This window comes from Almyronema sp. (assembly GCF_052168255.1).
Lineage (GTDB): Bacteria > Cyanobacteriota > Cyanobacteriia > Phormidesmidales > Phormidesmidaceae > Sphaerothrix > Sphaerothrix epifaneia.
In genome coordinates this window covers 87,467-108,035 of the sequence record NZ_JBQLZL010000031.1, presented here as the reverse complement: position 1 = coordinate 108,035, position 20,569 = coordinate 87,467, and the positions used below count along the sequence as shown (strand labels likewise).

Genomic DNA, 20,569 nt, shown 5'->3' with positions numbered 1-20,569 from the left:
TCGTCGCTCAAAAATTATGGACAAGCCGCAAGCCGCCATTTGCCCAGCGATCGCCCGCCCCCTTATCGACTCAATCAAACGCGGGTCGCGACCGTTTATCGGCATAGCGACGCTTTTCGCCTTTGGTTTGGGCTACACGCCTGACGTTTCGGCACAAACGGCTTTTAGCTGTGAACCTTTCTTCTTTCTCAGCCAGGGAACAGATGTCCCCGCCAACATCGATCTCAATCGCATTAATACGGCTAATCCATCTACCACTGACCCAAACTTCAACCCCCTGCTAGAAGTAGATACCTCTGGAATTAACTTCAATGCTTTGGGCTTCAATGTGCAAAATGGTCGCTTCTATGCCTTCGATCGCGATCCCACCATCGTCGGATCTCAGGCAAACTATACGCTTTACGAAATTACAACGGCTGGTATTACTTCTATTACAACCCTAGATTTATCGGCTCAAATTGACGACACCAGCGACCCCAACAGACGCAGACTGTTTGCGGGTGGCTTTAATGATGCTGGTCGTTACTTTGTCTTGAGTAATGGCGGCGACCTAATTCAATTTGATTTGATTGGCGATGAAAGCGGGGGTGGCGCTACCGGAGCGACGATTATAGGCGATACGGATATTCGAGACAACAGCTTAGCTTCGCCTTTCATTCCGTTTATTCCTGATATTGCCTTTAACCCCGTTGATGGTTTGTTTTATGGGGTCGATCGCGAAGATGGTCGCCTCAAGCGTTTTGATGCCACGCAAGATCCCCCCACGCTGACGGTAGTTCCCGGTGTACCCGTGCTTAGCCCAGCTGATACGGAGCCTTTCGGAGCGGTCTTTTTTGACGCCGAAGGTACCCTTTATCTCTACAAAAACTTTGTGGGTAACAGCGCCAACAACGGTGAACTGTTGCGAATTACCGACGTTACAACGTCGCCTTCGTTGTCGTCTCTAGGCTCTGCCCGAAACTCAACCCAAAATGATGGGGCGGCCTGTCCCTACACGCCAACGATCCAGAAAACAGTGAGTCCTGCCATTGTGGATGCTGGGGGAACCGTCACTTACGAATACACCATTATTAACAACACCAGCGTTCAAACTAACAACGTTACGTTTTCAGATATTTTAGGAACGGACTCCACCGGACAAAATTTTGTCAACGATGGCCGGGTATTTGTTGCAGGCAGCTTGGTGAATCCCTTTGTTGGCTCAACCGTCAACAACTTTGCCAATACCAATACCCTGCAAATCTCCAACATTACCATTCCAGCGCGATCGACCAGTGTGATTCGCATTGACGTTCGGGTGCCTGCCAGCACGCCCGCCTCTAATCCGGGGGATCCGACCGATCGACTCTTTAACCAGGCCGAGCTAACCGGACAAGCCGGGGGAACCAGCGTTACGGTTTTGGGTGTTTCTGATTTTCCTGATACTCCTAATGCCTTTCCTGACCCTACGCCTTTGCAGGTGAGACGCAACCCTGAAATTGGCGTGGCTAAGCAAGCAGGTACGCCTAGAAATATTGGCGGTAATTTGTTCGAGGTTGATTTTACGGTTCGGGTTGAAAACTTTGGTAACGTTTCGCTTACCAATGTAGAACTCAACGAAAATCTACAAAATGCCTTTCTAGCCGATCCTCCCAATACGCCGCCTGCTACCAGTGCTCAACTAGTGACGACCGGGCCTAATGCGCCTGCGATCGCCACTACTGGAAATACAGCAGGTGGAGCTTTGCAAGGTACGGTTTCTGGCATTAACCCTAATTTTGATGGCGGCCTGAGCGTTACCAATGACGTCAACTTACTATCTGCTGGCACCAATCTGGAACCCGGCGATTTTGTAGAGGTTACTTTTACCGTTCAGGTCGATCCGGGCAGTAATTTACAGTATGCCAATACGGTCACCGCCGTTGGCACCGATCCAGCTAATCCGGGTACTCCCGTTCAAGACACCTCCCAAGATGGTTTGGCGGTTGATCCCGACGCCGATCAAGATCCTACGAACAACAACGACCCAACCCCAATTAACTTTGGCGCAGATCTCAGTATTATCAAGCGAATTACCAATGTCACAGGGTCGAGCGTTTTTCCGGCTGGCTTTTTTGACGCCGTCGAAGACAGTAGTGATCCAGACGTAGCAGCGGTTCAAGCGGCGGGTATTGCTCCTATTGGGCAAATTGATATCGACCCGGCAAATGGTGAACCCCAGTTGCAAAGTGGTGATGTGGTTGAATACACCGTTTATTTTGCCAATGGCGGTAATGCTGCAGCTACGGACGTGGAAATTTGCGATCAAATCCCTACGGGTACAAGCTATGTTGCCAACAGCACAGCCCTAAACGATTCGACCAATCCGTTAGCAAACCAGCCTGACACCAGTGTTTTTAGCAATCCTCTAACCCCGATTGACGTTCCCCCTTGCTTGCCGCCTAGCAACAATCCCAATGGCGCTGTGATTGTAGGGCCTTTTAATGTCAACGCGGGTGCCGCTGGCTTTTTGCGCTTTAGAGTAGCGGTGCCTTAACCCGTTATCACGGGTTCAACCAGCGGGAGAAGCGATCGCGTAGTTTGTTTTTCCAGCTTTGGGGTTGGGTAGATGCTTGGCGATTCGTCCAGAATTCTATGTTGCGGTTGTGGATGATCTTTTGGATGAGTGGATGCTGTACTAGCCCTCCTTCGCTTTCATACGCCGCTAAAATTTGGTTGACGCTTTGTAAGTTGTGGCGAGTATAGTCGTCTAGCTTTTCAGATTGCCAAATGGTGTCATTTCCCAGATGAAAGGTCAGGTGAAAATGGCGAAATTCAGCGAACCGCTGGGCGTGGCTAATTAAATTGATCAAAAGCGCTTTACCGACCAAACTAATGCCAATACAAACGTGATCAAGCTGATAGTTAGCGCCCGCCTCGCGTTTGAAAATAAAGCAATCGTGCCCCGGATGGGCTTTACCCACCTCTGCGTACATCAGGGGGAGTTCAGTTGGGGTTTGATAAGTAGAAGAAATTGTGCGGCGATTGATCACAAAGGCATCGTAACCCTGCTGAATTAACTGAGCCACTGTAAGATAAAAGTGAGGCATCAGCGTAATATCTGCATTGGTATAGATCAGGTAGTCTGCATCTGAGGCGGCTACAAGCAGACGGTTCAAAATATCTTGTAATAAAGGCAGTTTGCGCGGCTGCTTAAATTCGCCGAAGTCTAAGACGGAGCGTTCTAAATTAGGCGTCGTTTGAAAGTACTGCTTAGCAAACGCTTCGTCTTCGCTAAACTGGGCTGAATACAGTTGAACTTCAAGGCTATGAGTGGCTGCGATCGCCTGAGCAATCTGCATAGACTCAAAAGCAATGGGTTGGGCTACATACAAATCGGAAGTAGGTTTAACTACGACCGGATTCACAATATGAGCAAGCTTAAGCATATGGGCTTTTGAAGAGGGCAGTACAGATGATTGACAAAATCTTTTAGAGATAGCCTAAGGCATTCATTGGCGATCGCCAAGCTGTTTCTATTGTTTCAACAGCGATCGTTGAAAGGTGATTTTGCCAATCTCCCGCTATAGCAGCCCGCACAAAACGCATATCCTGGCGCATATTGCCTGCAAAAGGCTGCCAATTTTCTTCAATTTCTAGCTGTCGCATTCTATCTGCGCGGCTCAATTCAATCGCTTTTTCAAGCCGAGCCTGATCAGGGGGTATAGACAAAAATTGAGCCACCTCCCCTAACACTTCTACCGGATTTTCCAGTAAATCCTCATACTTAACCAGTAAAAAGTTAGAAGCCCCGAGGGTTCCTTTTCTCCAACTCTCTACATGCGTAGCCCAAGTTCCAAACTGGGGATGAAATTTACCAGCAATAAAATCGGGTAGCCACGCTTCAATCATGTCTGATTGTTCTAGCTTACGAGCTTTAACCAGATGATGATAATAAGAAATAGCGACGTCTCTAGGATCTCTAACGATATAGATGACGCGGGGATAACGGGCTTGATAACACTCGTGACTTTTTAAAATTCTGGGCTGTGGTAAAGACAAAAGCTGTTGATTAGAATTACGATAAATATCGGGAACTAAACTTTCTATATTGGCAAAAGAAACATCAACATCAGCTTGAGATTTTAAGTTAGCCACTAAAAATCGTAACCAGGTATTACCTGATTTTGGATACGAAACCAAAAAGGTATCTGTTGAAATGATTTTTACTTTATCTTTTGCGAACTGCTCAGACTGAGACGAAGCAACTCTAAAAAGCTTTTGAACTTTTGAAAACATATCTATAAACCACTTTGCTAATTGTCTAAAGTTAGGCTTTTAAGTCTTCTGACGACATAATCTTCTTCTTCTTTGCTTAAGGTGTAAGCTTTGCGTTTAGGAATGTTCTCGATGTTGCTTTGAACCTGATTTTTCCATACCTCTTCTGTCAAAATTAGGCTAGAGCAAACTTTTCTATAATCTTCCAAAACCCCAACTTCAAACGGGACTTCAATAAACTCAAAAATTTTTTCCAAAGCTAAAACCGTATCTTCAACTAAGTTTTGATAGTGAACGATTAAATGGCGATCGCTTGTTGCACAACGCATAGTTAAGCGATAATCGTTTATCCATCGGTCAGTACATTTTTCTAAAGTCCACGGGCCATCCCAACTTTGAGGAAACTGACGGGTTACCGCGTAAAGAGATTTAATAACGTCAACTCCATCTCTGACAATATGAAGAAATTTACAGTTCGGAACAGCACTTTCAATTTGGTTTACATAGTGAAGATGTTTTGGAGTTTTCTCTAACCAGAAAGACTTTTTGCTTTGCAAGGTGATTTGGTCTAAAATTTTTATATAAGCATTGATGTACTGAAAGCAGAAAAAACTTGCGGGAGAAACTAATTGAATTAGGTCACTCTTTCCCATAGTTTGCAAAGTTTTTTTTAAGTGTTCTTTAACAGCAGGAGCTGCTAATCCGAGCTTTCTTCGCTTTGATTGGGTTGCTGGGTACAAATGGCTAAAGAAATGGGTTTCGGGGAAAGACTGAATATCTGAATGGGCTGCTAATAAACTTTGCAGTAGCGTCGTTCCTGAGCGAGGGCAACCTACCAAAAAAATACGAGATTTTATAGTTGCACCCATAGTAGCGTTCCTACAGACTTAAGCTAAACGGTTTGATAAAGATCTAGCGTTAACTGCGAGATATTTTCCCAGTCAAGCTTGTCACACGCCTCGTCGGTTAACAAGGTTAGCTGATTCAAATCTACTTCTTTACTTTTAATCAGCGCGTTTACTAACCCCTCTGGATCTTCTGGGTTGTATAGCAAATGGGTAGCGTGGTCTAATACTTCAGCAATGCTCTCAAAGTTGGGCGCAATAACAGGCTTGCTATAAGTCATAGCCAAAATTAAACTGCCTGAGTTTAGAACTTCTTTAAAGGGAAAAATAGCAATGTCGGCTGCGCTATAAAATAAGTGAATCTTGTCGTCTTTGACAAAGCCAGCTTTTAAGATGATATTAGGGGTTTGAGAAACCTTTTCTTGAATCACTTTGGCATAGTTTTCACTGGCTACCTTACCGACGATTAGCAGATAATCATCCGGGTTTAGGGCTGAGCAACTTGTCCAAACATTAATTAAATTTTCTAACCCTTTGTAGGCTTTTATCAGCCCTAAGCTCAAATAAATTTTTCCTTGTAACGGTAAATCAAGCGTTTTTCTAGCGTCAGCTTGCTGAATAGCAGACCCGTAATAGTTTTTATAGTTTCCGTGAGGAATGATAACTGCTTTAGTGAGCGGGAAAGAATAGCTTTGGCTCAACATATCAGCGGTTGTCTGGTTTAGTAAAACAATTTTATTAGCCATTCGAGCTAAAAGCTGACTGACTAATCTATCTAAATTTTTAAATCGGCCATCGTGAGAAAGATGGTTATGTATTGTCCAAACGATTTTAGCGCCAGATAAACGCAGTAAAAATGCATCAACCAAAAACTGACAAGAATACAGCAGTGTCACAGCAAAGCTATTAGCCAATATGTAAGGATGTGTCCAGTGAAAATGAACAACATCGTATTTTGAAGTAGACCAAAATACCTGCAAAAATATAGGAAAAATTTGCTTTCGCTGATAATAATTAAAGAAATCTATTTCTACGTTATGGAGCGCCAAGTTTTTTTTGAACAGCCTCAAATATGCACTTTCTGGCCCTAATTTAGCTATCATCAAAATTTTCATAGTCTTTCGCCTTTTGGAAGGATAGACCAAAAGGGACTTACCAAAGCACTCAGGAAAAAAAACAGTTCACAAGCGGCTACAGTATCGCTAAAAACGTCAAATCGATAGCGTCCAATGTGAAAGACTAATCGCCGAAAATTTCCTGCCACAAGTCGAGCTGCAATCAGAGGCTTTTGGGCTTTGGAAGCGTTAATCGTTCGTAAATAATAAATATTTAACCCGACAGCCCAAATGAGGGAAATTAAATATTGTCGCTCTAATCGCTGGCTTGAAATCCAATGCTCAATTTGCATGTTGGGGTTGTACCAAATTTCCCATCCTGCTTGGGCAATGTATAAGAGTGCTTCAAAATCTTCTCCTTTTGCCGCCAACGATTGACTGATAGGGCCTTGTAGTTTCTGGGTTTGAGGCACACAATCGAGCCAAACTTGTTTGCGGACAACGAGACCTGCCCCTGCGGGCAAACTCAGAACTTGCGGGCGGTACTGATTGGGCTGATCGCCGCGTTCTTTGATGGCTAAGAAAGATTGAATGCGTTCAAAATGAGGCGGCGGCACAGACTCAAACTTACCGACAATGCGGCTTCCGTAAGCGCCTGCCTGGGGATAAGCTTGCCCAAACTCAAAGACAGCAGCTACCCAGCGATCGCCAGGTAAGTTGTCATCGTCTAAAAAACCGATGAGCCTGCCGCTAGCTTCTTGAATGGCTCGCCAGCGGGCAAACGTAGCGCCTTGTTTCTTTTCTACAAAGTAGCGCAGCGGAAAAGCTGGGGGCCAATTTTCCTGAAATGCTTGCACAATAGCAGGCGTGCTGTCAGTACTGTTGTTATCGACAACGATGACTTCCCACCTCAGCGCTGAGGTGTTTTGTTGTTGCTTCAGCCGTCTTAAGATTTCGGGTAAGCAGGTGGCACTGTTGTAAGCTCGAATAGCTACTGTTACGTCAATTTCTACAGTTTGGGTGTCCATCAACTCCTAACCCGCCACCCCACTCATTATTAGTTAGATTGCCCCCTCAACTGAATATTTTTGCACGCAACCCTAGACTTAAGTCATCCTCAAGCTACTAAGTCGAGAATCTTGAGTGAGTGGGGTACTCCAATAGCATAGCCCTGAGCATAATCGATGCCTAAGTCTTGAACTTTTTCCACCAAAGCGGCATTTTCTACCTGGATAGCTATGAGCTTGGGACAAAAACCTTCATTTGTAGGGTAACGTTGCAACAAGATTAAATCTCGATAGGACTCTTCTAACTGGTGGACATCGACCTTCAAATAATCGACTGGGGTGTGTTGTAAAAGCTTTTTCAAGCCAGAAAAATGACTCACCTTGTCGATGGCTATGGCAAACCCTAACCCTCGGATCTCTCGAATAAATTGAGTAGACTGATTGATATCTGCCAACAAAACTGATTCAGGTATTTCGAAACAGATGCGGTGAGTTAGGTAAGGGTAGTACCTGAGTAGCTTTGCTAAAAATTTAGCAAAGTGTTCGTCTTTTAGAGAATTTTCTGAGAGATTCACAAAATAAAGCGGTTCTGTTTGACGATGCTGACCTGACCACTTGACAGGCTGGGTAGAAATTAGTCTGACGACTTCTTCAATTACCCAGCGGTCGATCACCTGAGTCAAGCTAAACGAAACCGCAGTTGGCATAAAATCATTCGCACAAAAGGTGCTAATACCGTTGCCATCAACCTGGAGTCTGAGTAAAACTTCTACTAAGCAAGGTTCTTGGTTGAGCGCATCTAAAGACTTTATTGGTTGAACAAATAGGCAGAACAGTTGTTTTTCAAAGGCTGTGGAAATTTTGCTCAGCCAAAATTCATGGTCAGGCGTGTTTTTTTGGCGTTTTTGAGCAATCTTACGCTCTAGCTGATATTTCCTAATTAGGAAAAATGGACTCAGCAAGCTACTCCACAAATACTCTCTTTGGCAAAGATGATCAAAGTGCGATCGCTGTTGATCAAAAGGTAACGAAAAGTAGTAAACCAGAAGCTTGGCACAGTCTAATAAAAAATGTAAAACACTTAATAACGGTCTTTGCCAAAGCGGATAGCGTAGCATCCGAATGTGAAAGCGGCTAAGGCCAATTCGCCGCAGCAGCATTAGTACATTTCGTTCTTGCAAACGTTCTTTAGCAATTTGGTGATAGACCACCATCGCTGGATTATGCCAAATTTGCCAGCCAACTTTTTGAATATGAATCAAAACCTCCAAATCTTCACTCGCCGTATTGGCATTGGCACACTGTCCCAAATAGTTGAGAAAGAGGTTGGCAGGCACCGATTCTACCCAAGCTTGCTTACGAACAGCCAGTCCTGCACCGGGTGGCAAAACTCTTTGATTGGCGTAGTATTGATGGGGTTCTTCACCCCGATTAACAATTGCTAAGAAAGGGGCAATCTTTTCAGCAATTTGCTGCGGCGGTTCAACTTCAAAACATCCATAGATTCGACTACCAAAGGCTCCTGCTTGGGGATGAGCTATTGCAAATTGAGCAACTTGTTCTACCCAGTTTTCCGCTGGTAAGTTGTCGTCATCTAGAAAAGCAACAATATCTCCCTGGGCAACTTCAATAGCTTTTTGCCGCGCAAAGGCAGCGCCTTGTTTAGCTGCAAAACAATATTGTAAGCTGCTGTCACTAGGCCAGGTTTGCTGGTAGTGGCGAGTAATTTTGGCAGTTGCGTCTGTGCTGTTGTTGTCAACAACTAAAACTTCCCAAACAATCTTTTCTAAGTTGACCTGTCGTAGTAGGCACTCTAAGACTTGGGGTAGACGCTGTTCGCCGTTAAAAGTGGGAATCGCAACTGTAACAATTGTCATGAAAGTCAGCCACAGCTCATCTGGCTTCTAGTTTTTCTTGCCGATTATGCCGAGACCTAAGGAAGAAAAAATATTAACTGAAAATTCAGCAATGATGCTGAAGACACCAACGCTGAGTCAATTGAGCAAAGTAGCGAACACCCATTATTTCGAGTATAAAGTATTCTGGCTGAGGCGTAGAGATCTCTCATAAACGCTGACAGACAGTTTAAAGTGCGGATCGAATTTTACCCTAGGGAACTAGAACAGCTTTAGCGAGGCTTCATGCTACGACAAAAGCAGCGTAGCTTGCGGGTCGGGCTGCCTTTTTCAGGTAACCGTTGGGTACGCTAAGGAGTTCTGTTGGGTTGAGCTTTGGGTGTAGATGGGTAGATGGCTCTGAGCACGTAAGGCTGGCCATCGCGGACAATAATAGGCAGTGAGGTAGATTTGAGAGATTCATTCACAACATCTTGCGAAAGCGGTTGCAAGGCAAAGGTAACGGCTGGGGTCGAGTCTTGACTCGCGGGTTCTAAGACCTGCGCTAGCTGAGTTTGTTCCTGAAGCGTGTTAGTAGAAGAAACCAGCCCACTTAAACCATTGACCAGGTTACGAATGTTGTTGCGAAAATCGGGATCACCTGTGAGTTCGTCAACGTCGGCCATAATTTTTTCGGCACTTTGAAAAACATTGCGGGCAGACTCTAGAGTTTGCTGCAACATCACCAAGTTTTCAGGTGTATTAAAAGCCTGACTAATGCTTCTCAGGTTGTCCGAGGCGGCAGCGGCATTACTTGAGAGAATTTCTAAATTGCTGATTAATTCTCCTTCTTCAACGGTAGGAGCCACGCTATTGACCACACTTAAGAGGCGATCGCTGCTGGCACTGAGGTTATTGAGCGTGGTCACCACACTGGCTCGATTAGCAATCAGCAAGCTATTGGCCTCAGCAGCCGTTAGCTGCACTTGGCGTGCGGCTTCTCCAGCGGCGGCGGCGGCGGCACTGGCCGTCAGCAGCGTTTGCCGAGTCGTGGCTGTAACCGGAGCCACCTCTCGTCTAACTTCACGGGTTAATTCAGTTAGCTCATCGCTCAGGTCAACCACGTTACGCGTAATAACCGATGTGTTGCGCACCAGAACTTTAACTTCTTCAATCAGTTCTGGATCAGATAAAGCAGACGCAATCTCATCAGCCGAGCGAATTAACGTGTCGTAGCTCAGACCTGGGGCACTTGGTAAGCGATCGCCATCACAAACAATGATGCTACTGTCGCACTGATTGCCAAACGGACTCATCGCTAAAGCCGACTCAGGCAGTCTTTCTTGCGGAATAATGGCTACTGTTGTTTCACCAATGAGTCCAGACTGGTTAGTTTCTACGACCGATTCACTCGGAATAATAAAATCAGGCTTGGTAATTTCAATTTCTATATCGACGGCATTCGTGCCCGGATCGATTTCTATAATGCGTCCAACCGGAACTCCGCGATAAAAAACGACCGTTCCAATCTGAATTTCCTCTGCGTTTTCTAAATCAGTGAGGACTCGATAGCTGCGTTGTCCCGGATTAAGCCCCCTCAGCCAAAGTACCAACACGCCAAACAAACCGACTCCTACTAAGATCAGTAAACCTACTGATCCTTCTCGAATGGTGCGTGCCCGCATAGTTTCTCCTGAGTCACTGCTGCCTAGCCAACCACGTGGATAGGGCCTTCAACATTGCCACTAAAAAACTGACGCACAAGGGCATTGTCAGTTTCGTCAATATCTGCGACAGAGCCGCTCCACTGAATTTTACCTTGATGAAGAAATGAAACCCTATCAGCAGTGCGGCGAATCGTACTGTCTTGGTGAGTCACCATGACGTAAGAACTACAGGCTTGCCCTTGCTGCATCTCCCGGATCAAATCTTCAATCACAGTAGAGGCAATGGGATCAAGGCCGGCTGTAGGCTCATCATACAGGAGTAAGTCAGGGCGATCGTGAGGATTTTCGGGGTTGGCAATTACCGCTCTGGCGAAGCTGACTCGCTTACGCATGCCTCCCGACAACTCGGCAGGGTAACGATCGGCAATTCCAGGTAAACCAACCATTTCTAGCGCTTCATCAACGAGCTGACGAATTTCTGAGCGAGCGAGCCGTGAATGTTGATAAAGAAAGAAGCCCACATTCTCGTCAACCGAGAGCGAATCGAACAAGGCTGCTTGCTGAAACACCATGCCAATCCGGATTGGATCAGGCGAATCATCGATCAGACCGACTCGCTGCTGCCCAGCGACGTAAATGTCGCCTTGATCTGGTGCTAGCAAGCCCGCAATGATTCTCAAAATAGTAGACTTTCCGGTGCCAGAAGGGCCAATAATGGCAAGTGCTTCGCCCCGGTTGATAGAAAGATTAACATCGTCAAGGACGCGGTTAGAGCCAAAAATTTTACGAATACCTTTCAGTTCAACTAAGGGTTCCTCTACACAATTCTGCTGGCGCTCATTCTCTAGCTCGTACATAGTTAATCCGAAATTTATGCAGAACAGATGCTTAGGGATGGCACACTAAGCAGAGGCGAGGTGGATTGGACGATCTCCCTTGCTCTGCATAGACTCTATCAAATGCTTGATAGCATCGGGGCGTGGTTTGAGATTTCAAGTGCTGATAGATTCCCATTATGCCATCCGTGACTGAGTGGACAGGTTTGCTCATTGTTTTGATTGTGCGCTTGATTTTTATCTATGCCCTTTAGTTCTTTAAAACGAAGGCTACGCAAGTCTTTTCGGTTTCTCTTACGAGAGACAACCTACGCCACGCCACCTCGGATTAATCGTTGGGTCAAGTGGTTAGCGCCCGGACTTTTGGTAAAGCGCTGGCTGTTTCTCAGTACGATTGGCGTTTTGCTTGTGGGCATAGGCGTAGCGATTTGGCTGAAGCTGACGCCTGTGTTTTACACGGTGCAGTTTTTAGGGGTGGTTTTGCGGCTGATTAGCACCATCATCCCTAGCTACATTAGCGGGCCGCTGGGGATTTTGCTGGGTTTTTTGCTCATTCTGTGGGGCCAGACCCGAACGTTGGGAGCCATCACTGAAGTGTTGATGCCCGGTAATGAAGACGACCTAGTTGACGTTTTAATGAATCAGCGGCGGCTTTACCGAGGCCCTAAAATTGTGGTGATTGGGGGGGGTACCGGGCTTTCGACGCTGTTGCGAGGGCTAAAGAGTTACAGCGCTAACATCACAGCAATTGTCACGGTAGCTGACGATGGTGGATCTTCTGGGCGGCTGCGTCGAGAAATGGGGATTTTGCCCCCTGGTGACATTCGCAATTGCCTGACAGCTTTGGCGGATGAAGAGAAGCTGCTAACGGAACTGTTTCAATATCGCTTTAGCGCGGGTAGTGGGCTGTCGGGTCACAGCTTTGGAAATTTGTTTCTGACCGCCATGAATGATATTACGGGTGATGTAGAACAGGCGATCGCTGCTAGCTCTCAAGTGTTGGCTGTACGAGGGCAGGTGTTGCCAGCTACTCTAAGCGATGTACGGCTGTGGGCTGAACTGCAGGATGGCCGTCGGATTGAAGGGGAATCTCGTATTACAGAGGCTAAAGGGCAAATTGTTCGGATTGGCTGTACACCGAGCAATCCACCCGCCCTACCCAAAGCGCTCAAGGCGATTGACGAAGCTGATTATATTGTGATTGGGCCAGGAAGTCTGTACACCAGCATTGCCCCTAACTTACTGGTACCGGAAATTGCCGCTGCGATCGCTCAGCAGAATGTGCCGCGCATTTATGTTTGCAACATTATGACGGAACCAGGAGAAACCGATGGCTATAGTGTCTCGGATCACATTCGAGCTATCGATCAAACCTGTGGACGACCGCTTTTTGACGCGGTGCTGGTGCAACGGCGATCGCCCGCAGGAGATGTGTTAAAGCACTATGCCCAAGAAGGAGCTACCCCGGTTGTGTTTGACCGAGACACGATCATCGCCTCAGGGCGGCGCATAGTGCTAGCCAACGTGATGAAAATAGATGAAAAAAGCGGTTCTATTCGCCACGATCCGCATCGCTTAGCGCGAGTTTTACTGCGGTGGTATTCCCGTACGCAAGGAATTTGGTAAAGAGTGGTTGGGTTGCCGGACTTGACAGCCCGCTTATTGATCTGGCTCATTGCTTAGCGTTGGCCGCATCAGCACGGCGGTTGGTGTAACGCCAGCAAGGGTGAGCGTGTATTCAATGGCGCTACCACCGTTATTTTCCCAGCCAATAACGCGTTGTTCGCGGTCTAAAACTGGATCGTTGTCATAGGTGGTGACGACGACATAGTAGAGACCCGTGCGAGGAACTAAAAAATCCGTAATCTGAGACTGCAATCTGCCTAAATCGTCATTTTCGGCTAAGAGCTGCCCTTCGCTGTTAAACAAAAACAATTGCGAGTCGTCGTCTTGGTAAAGGGTGCCCGGTAAAATCTCAGTGACATCAACCGCAATAGTGACGCGATCGCCCAAACCAGCGACAAAACTATAAACCTGATGATAGGTGCTAACCTCTCCGGCGACTACGCCTGAGCCATTGCGGGTGTCAATAGGCGTTTCGGGAGACAAAGCTGGTATGTCAATCTGGCTACGCAGGCTCACCCCGGCCAGCGGTAAGATAGGGCGAAACGATTGGTTTCTTCCTTGCCCCGGTCGATAATAAAGGCTAGCAAACAGCGCTTCATAAGCCCTAGCCCATTCCACCGGACGTTCCGGCAGGCTAACTTCGGCAGCGGTGATGGTCTGCGCTAAGACAGCTTCGCAATTGGGCTGGTTGGCAACCACGGTGCCTCTGGCCTGATAGTTTTGCAGTTGGCGACGCAGTTGGATAAGCTGGGCGCGATCGCTAGGCGAAATTTCACTCGATGCAATCAGGGGATCACTCAGGTCAAGAGCATAGTCCCAGGCATTCAAACAGACGGCTAGCTGGAGTTCTTGCTGAAGCCGACTAGCCGGAATCGTTTGAGCCTTAGCCGCAGACATGAAGCTGCTAAGTGCGATCGCACTTAAACCCGTAATGACCGTTGACAATTTCATCGCTCAATCTGCTTAAAGGTGGGATAAACTTTTTGTGGCATTGTGCTTCAGAGTTTACCGCACACCTCAAGCCAAAAAAACATCATCTACCCTGTTTTCTGTGGCTTAGTACAAGCTGAGGCTTTCAAATAAGCGCAAACAGTTTACAGACAGGTAATTGAGTCTACCCAGGGAGCTGAAACTAGCCAACAGCTTAATCGAGTCTTGTCTTTGGGCATATTGAATTTAAAGGTACTTTCTCACAGACACAGTCTCTTGCCGATGAACCGATTGTTCTGAGCTGAGCTTTGCGCTATTGAGCCTAAATAACAAAAATGATTGACACCAGTCGCGTTGCTCCTCGCGCAGCAAACTTCAAACAAACAGAGTCTTGGATGGATTCGAGCTGGAATCAACAACTTAAATTGCTGGTCGTAGATGATGAGCCAGACAACCTAGATCTGCTCTATCGCACCTTTCGCCGTGATTTCCGCGTTTTCAAAGCTGAGAATGGATTTGCCGCTTTGGAATTGCTGGAACGTGAAGGGGAAATGGCTATCATTATCTCCGACCAGCGGATGCCACGTATGAATGGTACCGAATTTCTCAGCCGTACAGTTGAGTGCTTTCCCGATACTATTCGCATTGTTTTAACAGGCTATACAGACGTTGAAGACCTTGTTGAAGCGATTAACTCAGGTCAGGTCTTCAAATATATTACGAAGCCTTGGAACCCAGATCAGCTCAAAAACGTAGTTCTTCAGGCAGCAGAGACTTATCGAGTCTTAAAACAAAGAACCTTAGAACTCAGCCGAGCGCTGAGTCGAGAGTCGCTGTTTAACGAAGTGATGCGAGCAATTCGCGAATCGCTCGACTACAACAGTATGCTACAGACGATCGCAGAAACTTTAGGCAGTACGTTTGAAGCCTACTGCTCGACGTTGATTCCGGTCGATCTCGAAGTGTTGAATACGCCGTATCAGGCTCAGACTTCGACTAAACGATTTGTCTATACTGCGGCCAACGCAGAGGCTGGAGATGACGCCGTTTTAACTGCGATTGAATCGCTGGAGCAATCTTTAGATCTTAAAACTCTCAGCAGCAGCAATCCGATGCAGCAGCAGGTGGTTCAGCTAGCGGATGAGCGCTCACTCACCAGTCTGGTGGTACCTTTCATTTACCAAAAAGATTGCCTTGCGATCGCCTATTTGCATCGCATTGGTCAGCCTCATGCTTGGCCAGAAGAAACGATCAATTTAATCAATAGTGTTTCTGAACAAGTAGCGCTGGCTATTTCCCAGGCTATGCTCTATCAGCGGACTCAGCTACAAACTGAGCAAATGCGAGCAGAACTGGCCGTTGCCCGCCAGATTCAAACGAACCTGCTACGCCAAAGCTGGCCTGATATTGAAGGGGTGCGAATTCAGGCTCGCTGTATTCCAGCACGAGAAGTCGGCGGCGATTTTTTTGAGGTATTTGTTCACCCTCAAGGAGATATTTGGCTGGCTGTAGGCGATGTCTCTGGCAAAGGAGTCCCGGCAGCGCTGTTTATGGCCAGCGCCATTTCAGTGCTGCGGCGTGAACTCTCGCAAGAGTCGCCGCCACCGCCTAATGTGGTGATGCAAAATCTAAATACTAGCCTTTCGGATGACTTGGTGAGCAATAACTGTTTTATTACGATGGTGTTGGTTCGCTATATTCCGGCTCAACAAAAGCTAATTTACGCTAACGCGGGGCATGTGTATCCGATGGCTTGGTCTAATGGTGAGACAGCTCAGGCTGATCCTGAACCTGTCTACCTAGAAACTCGTAGCGTCCCCATCGGGATTTTGCCCAAGTGGCAAGCCGCTGCGGGAGAACTAGTGTTAGCCTCGGGTTCAGCGTTGGTGATTACCAGCGATGGCATTACTGAGGCCACAATTTCGGCCTCTTCTACGAATGGAAGCAACGCAATGCTTAAGCAAACTGGGCTTTGGTCGATGCTTAAACAACAGACCGGGCCACTAGATTTAGACCAGGTACTTGCTCAAGTGGCTGCTTTGAACTCAGTTCAAGAAGATGATCAAACAGTTCTTTCTCTGGAGGTACTGTAGATCATGAAAACAGAGCTACATGTACCTAGCGATCTTAAGTTTTTGACGATTGTTGAAAACTGGCTTCTAGAATCTCTCAAGGCAGAACTGGGCAGTCAAGTTGACTGGCCTCGCACGGAAAATCGTCTGCGTTTGGTACTGGTTGAAGCCTATTCAAATGTGGTTCGCCATGCTCACCGCAATCAGCCGAATCTACCCGTTCTCATTCGTTTAGAGCTAAAAGAGCGAGATTTGTCTTTGGAAGTTTGGGATTCTGGTTCAGGATTTGAGCTGGAACAGTACCTAGCGCCTGAACCTCAAGACTTTCAAGAAGGTGGTTATGGCTGGTTAATTTTGCATCGCCTGATGGATACGGTAGAGTATCGCTTGAAGGTAGGAGAAGGCCAAAACTGTTTGTCGATGAAAACGTCTTTGGCGATGAGCCAAGAATTGGCCGCTCACCTAGAAAAAGCTCAACTTCAGGAAAAACCGTCTGCTGAAGCGCCTTCAGAGAGTGCTGCCGGAGAAGCATCCACTGCTGATGCCTACAAGCGCAACGGTCATACCACCAAACTAGATCCAGAAAGGAACTTTTCTTGCTAGGTCGCTTTGCCATAGTAAGCAAAGGGCGATCGCGACTGCCAAGCCCACATTTGATCGCCGTAGGAAAAGTGCCACCATTCTTGAGGATGTTGTTTAAAGCCAACAGCGGTTAAAAGCGCAGCGAGTAGCTGGCGATTTTGGTGATACTGCTGCGCTTGTGCCGCAGCCTTATCGGCGAAGTGGTGAGGATACGATCGCACCGAGGGTTCGTCAATGGGTGAACCCATATTAATGGCCTGTCCTTGGTTATCGGTCAAGGTAATATCGATTGCGGCTCCTGTGCTGTGGGGCGGTGGGGTTGCTGGATCGGAGCTAGGGACAGCCCAAAACTCGTAGACCTGGTTCAAGATAGCGGCTTGCTGGGTTCGACTGACTGTGCTGGGAGACAAGCCTTGGGCGGTTAGCAGTTGTTGATAGGTCTGTTCAACCATAAATTGCTGGACGGCGACGGGGCGATAAGCATCAAAGATTTGAATTTTCCAGCCGCTTCGCTGAGCCTGTAGAGCTTGCTGAGCCTGAAGTAAGCGATCGCATACTGTTTGCCGCAGGTAATAGGGCGATCGCCCCTGGTAAGGGGCACCTAGTTGCTCATAGGGATGCGGTTGCACAATGGCAAAGGCATCAAGCGGAATGGGAACGAGTGGTTCGCCGCGATCGCGAATGGGTACTTGTTGATAGGGCTTCATGAAACTGATCTAACTGAGTTGAAAGCTGCCTCAAGATCTGGCAAAAGTCCTGAGCAATGGTCAATAAATTAGCCTGATTTAAGGGAGGCACATGAACGAATAGAGCCTGACAATTGACTGACTTTTGCTTGAGGAACTGCAACACCTGGAAATAAAGATGATTGCAAACATAAGTGCCCGCATCTTCGCTGATTTCAGTCAAGCCTGTGCCTTGGAGCAGGGTCGGCAGATGCAACGACGTTTGCAGCGGTTGATTGTTGCAAATTCCCTGCCGTTCCAAGCTGAGTTGATGGCGATTTTCAGCCATGCCACAGCAGATCACACAGCGAGGCTGGAACCAAACAATTTTAGCAATGACCTCAGCCGGAGCCAGTTGAAAGCTAACGGGTAGCTGACGCAGTAAGACCGTATTGTCCGGTAGCAAAGCTTGCTGCTGTAGCCACACCAGCAAGTCATCAGCAGCGTTGGAAACTTGATGCGCTCGCCACGGTCGAAAAGAGGTGAGTAGCAATCGCGGTGGCTGGGACGATTGCCCCGACTGGGGCTGTTTCTCTGTTGATTTTGGGCGAGTGGAGGGGGGTAAATTGCTCAGCTTAGGCAGGAGGGTTGGGCTAACTTTGTAAGGCAGTAGATCTGGCATGGGCAGGGTTCCAAAGCTGGCTGCCCTTTATTGTGACAAATTCTGACTCAGCGATGGCGGCGTTTGGTTTGAAGGGATAGCCGGATTGCTACAGCATGAGCGCGATCGCAAGGGTTAGTATAGGTCAGTAGGCTGTCTATAAGGGGGCTTAAATGGCCGTAATCGCAGTCATTGACTATGACATGGGAAATCTGCATTCTGCCTGTAAAGGGCTAGAAAAAGCAGGCGCGACTACCCAGGTAACCGATGTAGCAGCCGATCTGGCGGCAGCCGATGGTGTGGTGTTGCCGGGGGTGGGCGCTTTTGATCCAGCAATGCAGCATCTGCGATCGCGCGATTTAGTCGAGCCGATTCGGCAAATTATTGCCAGTGGTAAACCCTTTTTAGGCATTTGTCTGGGGCTTCAGGTGTTGTTTGAAGCTAGCGAAGAGGGCAACGAGCCAGGGTTGGGAATCATTGCAGGTACGATTAAGCGATTTCGCCCAGAGCCGGGTTTAACCATTCCTCACATGGGCTGGAATCAGCTACAACTCACCCAGCCTGAGATTGCCCTTTGGCAGTCGGTCACGTCTGGGGACTGGGTTTATTTTGTGCATTCCTTCTATGCAGCTCCGGTAGAGGCCAGTCTCAACGCTGCTACCATTACCCACGGTAGTCAAGAAGTGACGGCAGCGATCGCCCGCGATAATCTGATGGCGGTTCAGTTTCACCCTGAAAAGTCAGCCAGTGTTGGGTTGAAGATTTTGTCTAATTTTGTAGAACTGGTTGAGGCCAAAGCGTTAGTTGGGAGTCGGAGAAGATAGAGAAGGGGGGGAGATTCAAACCTACCTTGAGGCCAAGTACCGATTAAAAGCTTCTCTGTGCCCTTGTTCTAAACTCTTTGGGCAAAAGGTGAGCGACGTGAAAGTTTGCCTAAACAACAAGACTGAGAAAGTTAATTTTTTAGGGTAAACCGCTCAGTCGTCTCTCGATCGCATCCGGCGATCGCCTGCACCCGCCAAAAACGAACTTCCCCTTTATTTCCTATTGGTTCCATGCCTTTGCGCATCTATGGCAATCGCCTGCTGAAAACGCTACCGGGTTCCGCCACTCGCCCTACCTCAGCCCGCGTTCGGGAGGCACTTTTTAACATTTGGCAGGGGTACGTGGCTGGCTGCTGCTGGTTAGACCTGTGTGCAGGGAGCGGTGCGATGGGAGCAGAGGCGTTAGCGCGAGGCGCATTGGAGGTAGTAGGTGTTGAGCAGTCTGGCTCTGCTTGCCGGGTGATTCGAGAAAACTGGCAGCGCTTAGCCCAGCCCCAACAGCAGTATGAAATCCGGCGGGGCGATGTGCAACAGCAGATCCTAAAGCTACGGGGACGCAGCTTTGATCGGATCTATTTTGACCCGCCCTATGCTAGCCCGCTTTATGCTTCTGTTTTACCAGCGATCGCAGAGCTAAGCTTGCTTGCACCTGCGGGTGAACTCGCGGTAGAGCATCGACCTGAGAGCTGGAGCGCACAGGCGATCGCTGGGCTAGAAATTATTCGCCAAAAACGCTACGGTGACACAACGCTAACTTTCTATGTCCTCGCTGCTAGTGGCAAACCCACCCGGCTTTAGTTGTCAGCGGCTGCCAGCCGCTGAAGGGTTTTAACGCTGGTGGCGACAGCAATGTTGCTTAGGACATTGGTGAGCCGCTAGATCCGCCAAATGTTCATCCTCAGGCGGTGCGGCATCTGGCGATCTGGGCTTTGATTCAGTGGCGATCGCTGTTAACAATCTAGACATCCGCTTAGCCCGCTTATTCGTCCTCAAACTTGTAACCGACACCAATGACGGTTTTGACGAAGCTGGGATGGGAGGGATCTGGCTCAATCTTTTTCCGTAGTCGAGCAACGTGGCTGTCAACGACGCGTTCATCGCCAAAAAAGTCTTCGCCCCACAGTTTTTCAACTAGCTGGGTGCGATTCCAAACTCGACCCGGATAGCTCATAAACGTGGCTAGCATGTCAAATTCTAAAGGGGTCAAATCGAGCAGTGTGGCCTCTTCTGCTGCCACTTGGCGGGTAGCAGTGCGCTGATCTAAATCGACCGTGAAATGGGGAGTGCGATAAATCTGACTTTGAGTGCCGTGGCGCAAACTGCGGCGCAGCAGCGCCCGCACCCGAGCAACCAGTTCTCGCGGACTAAAGGGTTTGACCATGTAGTCATCCGCCCCGGTAGAAAGGCCAATGATGCGATCGATTTCTTCTCCCTTGGCCGTCAACATGAGGATGTAAGGATCTTTGCTGCCAGGTTGCTGGCGAATCCGGGCACAGACTTCTAGGCCGTCTAAGCCAGGTAGCATCAGATCCAGCACAATGAGATCAGGCTGGCGATCGCGAAAAAGCTGCAAGGCAATATTGCCATCTCGGCAAGTTTCACAGCTAAAGCCTTCTTTTTCCAGGTAAAGCTTAATGAGCTGAGCGATTTCAGCTTCGTCTTCAACGATTAAGATATCCATGCATTCCCCAATAGTCTGTTACCTGGTGACTGATAGATGCTGAGCGT

General features: G+C 47.8%; 18 protein-coding genes and 1 pseudogene. 6 read left to right on the top strand and 13 right to left on the bottom strand.

What is annotated here, in order from left to right; translation table 11 throughout:
- The first annotated feature begins 16 nt into the window (after window positions 1-16).
- Window positions 17-2,515, top strand: a complete 2,499-nt coding sequence (locus ACTS3T_RS06165; RefSeq protein ID WP_377962706.1) for a hypothetical protein — start codon at window positions 17-19, stop codon at window positions 2,513-2,515.
- Between the two features lie 7 nt (window positions 2,516-2,522).
- Here ACTS3T_RS06165 and ACTS3T_RS06160 read toward each other — a convergent pair whose 3' ends face one another.
- From ACTS3T_RS06160 to ACTS3T_RS06125, 8 genes are all read right to left on the bottom strand, one after another.
- Entirely contained in the window at window positions 2,523-3,407 is an 885-nt protein-coding gene (locus ACTS3T_RS06160) for a hypothetical protein (protein ID WP_462934854.1), read from the bottom strand.
- A 43-nt stretch (window positions 3,408-3,450) separates the two neighbouring features.
- On the bottom strand, window positions 3,451-4,161 hold the full coding sequence (locus ACTS3T_RS06155; protein WP_462934853.1) for a sulfotransferase domain-containing protein: 711 nt from the start codon (window positions 4,159-4,161) through the stop codon (window positions 3,451-3,453).
- Window positions 4,162-4,274: 113 nt separating this feature from the next.
- Complete coding sequence (locus ACTS3T_RS06150) at window positions 4,275-5,105, bottom strand: sulfotransferase family protein (RefSeq protein WP_377962697.1); 831 nt, start codon at window positions 5,103-5,105, stop codon at window positions 4,275-4,277.
- Between the two features lie 23 nt (window positions 5,106-5,128).
- The gene (locus ACTS3T_RS06145) at window positions 5,129-6,196 is read right to left on the bottom strand and encodes a glycosyltransferase (protein WP_377962694.1); all 1,068 of its coding nucleotides are present in this window, start codon (window positions 6,194-6,196) and stop codon (window positions 5,129-5,131) included.
- Complete coding sequence (hpsE, locus tag ACTS3T_RS06140) at window positions 6,193-7,164, bottom strand: hormogonium polysaccharide biosynthesis glycosyltransferase HpsE (RefSeq protein ID WP_377962691.1); 972 nt, start codon at window positions 7,162-7,164, stop codon at window positions 6,193-6,195. The genes ACTS3T_RS06145 and hpsE (ACTS3T_RS06140) overlap by 4 nt, the downstream gene beginning before the upstream one ends.
- Window positions 7,165-7,253: 89 nt before the next feature.
- A complete protein-coding gene (hpsE, locus tag ACTS3T_RS06135; RefSeq protein ID WP_462934852.1) occupies window positions 7,254-9,020 on the bottom strand; it encodes a hormogonium polysaccharide biosynthesis glycosyltransferase HpsE in 1,767 nt (588 codons plus the stop codon).
- A gap of 329 nt (window positions 9,021-9,349) precedes the next feature.
- Window positions 9,350-10,663 (bottom strand): MlaD family protein, encoded by a 1,314-nt coding sequence (locus tag ACTS3T_RS06130; protein WP_377962685.1) that lies wholly within the window; start codon window positions 10,661-10,663, stop codon window positions 9,350-9,352.
- A gap of 23 nt (window positions 10,664-10,686) precedes the next feature.
- The gene (locus tag ACTS3T_RS06125) at window positions 10,687-11,502 is read right to left on the bottom strand and encodes an ABC transporter ATP-binding protein (RefSeq protein WP_377962683.1); all 816 of its coding nucleotides are present in this window, start codon (window positions 11,500-11,502) and stop codon (window positions 10,687-10,689) included.
- Between the two features lie 222 nt (window positions 11,503-11,724).
- Between ACTS3T_RS06125 and ACTS3T_RS06120 the strand changes: the two genes are divergently transcribed.
- A complete protein-coding gene (locus ACTS3T_RS06120) occupies window positions 11,725-13,107 on the top strand; it encodes a gluconeogenesis factor YvcK family protein (RefSeq protein WP_377962680.1) in 1,383 nt (460 codons plus the stop codon).
- A 33-nt stretch (window positions 13,108-13,140) separates the two neighbouring features.
- Here the strand turns inward: ACTS3T_RS06120 and ACTS3T_RS06115 are convergent, their stop codons facing one another.
- Entirely contained in the window at window positions 13,141-14,058 is a 918-nt protein-coding gene (locus ACTS3T_RS06115) for a DVUA0089 family protein (protein ID WP_377962677.1), read from the bottom strand.
- Between the two features lie 374 nt (window positions 14,059-14,432).
- Here ACTS3T_RS06115 and ACTS3T_RS06110 point away from each other — a divergent pair, with 374 nt between their 5' ends.
- Window positions 14,433-16,130: a SpoIIE family protein phosphatase gene (locus ACTS3T_RS06110; protein WP_377962867.1), complete on the top strand. Its 1,698-nt coding sequence runs from the start codon at window positions 14,433-14,435 to the stop codon at window positions 16,128-16,130.
- Window positions 16,131-16,133: 3 nt separating this feature from the next.
- Window positions 16,134-16,544: pseudogene (locus tag ACTS3T_RS06105) on the top strand (ATP-binding protein); the annotation flags it as partial.
- Window positions 16,545-16,708: 164 nt separating this feature from the next.
- Here the strand turns inward: ACTS3T_RS06105 and ACTS3T_RS06100 are convergent.
- Together ACTS3T_RS06100 and ACTS3T_RS06095 are read right to left on the bottom strand one after the other, a co-directional pair.
- Window positions 16,709-17,398, bottom strand: a complete 690-nt coding sequence (locus tag ACTS3T_RS06100) for a M15 family metallopeptidase (RefSeq protein WP_377962674.1) — start codon at window positions 17,396-17,398, stop codon at window positions 16,709-16,711.
- Window positions 17,334-18,038 (bottom strand): pyroglutamyl-peptidase I family protein, encoded by a 705-nt coding sequence (locus ACTS3T_RS06095; protein ID WP_377962671.1) that lies wholly within the window; start codon window positions 18,036-18,038, stop codon window positions 17,334-17,336. The genes ACTS3T_RS06100 and ACTS3T_RS06095 overlap by 65 nt, the downstream gene beginning before the upstream one ends.
- 152 nt (window positions 18,039-18,190) lie before the next feature.
- Here ACTS3T_RS06095 and hisH point away from each other — a divergent pair, with 152 nt between their 5' ends.
- Together hisH and rsmD are read left to right on the top strand one after the other, a co-directional pair.
- Window positions 18,191-18,841: an imidazole glycerol phosphate synthase subunit HisH gene (hisH, locus tag ACTS3T_RS06090; protein WP_377962668.1), complete on the top strand. Its 651-nt coding sequence runs from the start codon at window positions 18,191-18,193 to the stop codon at window positions 18,839-18,841.
- A gap of 231 nt (window positions 18,842-19,072) precedes the next feature.
- A complete protein-coding gene (gene rsmD / locus ACTS3T_RS06085; protein ID WP_377962666.1) occupies window positions 19,073-19,639 on the top strand; it encodes a 16S rRNA (guanine(966)-N(2))-methyltransferase RsmD in 567 nt (188 codons plus the stop codon).
- Between the two features lie 30 nt (window positions 19,640-19,669).
- Here rsmD and ACTS3T_RS06080 read toward each other — a convergent pair whose 3' ends face one another.
- On the bottom strand, window positions 19,670-19,807 hold the full coding sequence (locus tag ACTS3T_RS06080) for a hypothetical protein (protein ID WP_377962663.1): 138 nt from the start codon (window positions 19,805-19,807) through the stop codon (window positions 19,670-19,672).
- 13 nt (window positions 19,808-19,820) lie between these two features.
- Window positions 19,821-20,522 (bottom strand): response regulator, encoded by a 702-nt coding sequence (locus tag ACTS3T_RS06075; RefSeq protein ID WP_377962660.1) that lies wholly within the window; start codon window positions 20,520-20,522, stop codon window positions 19,821-19,823.
- Window positions 20,523-20,569: the final 47 nt, after the last annotated feature.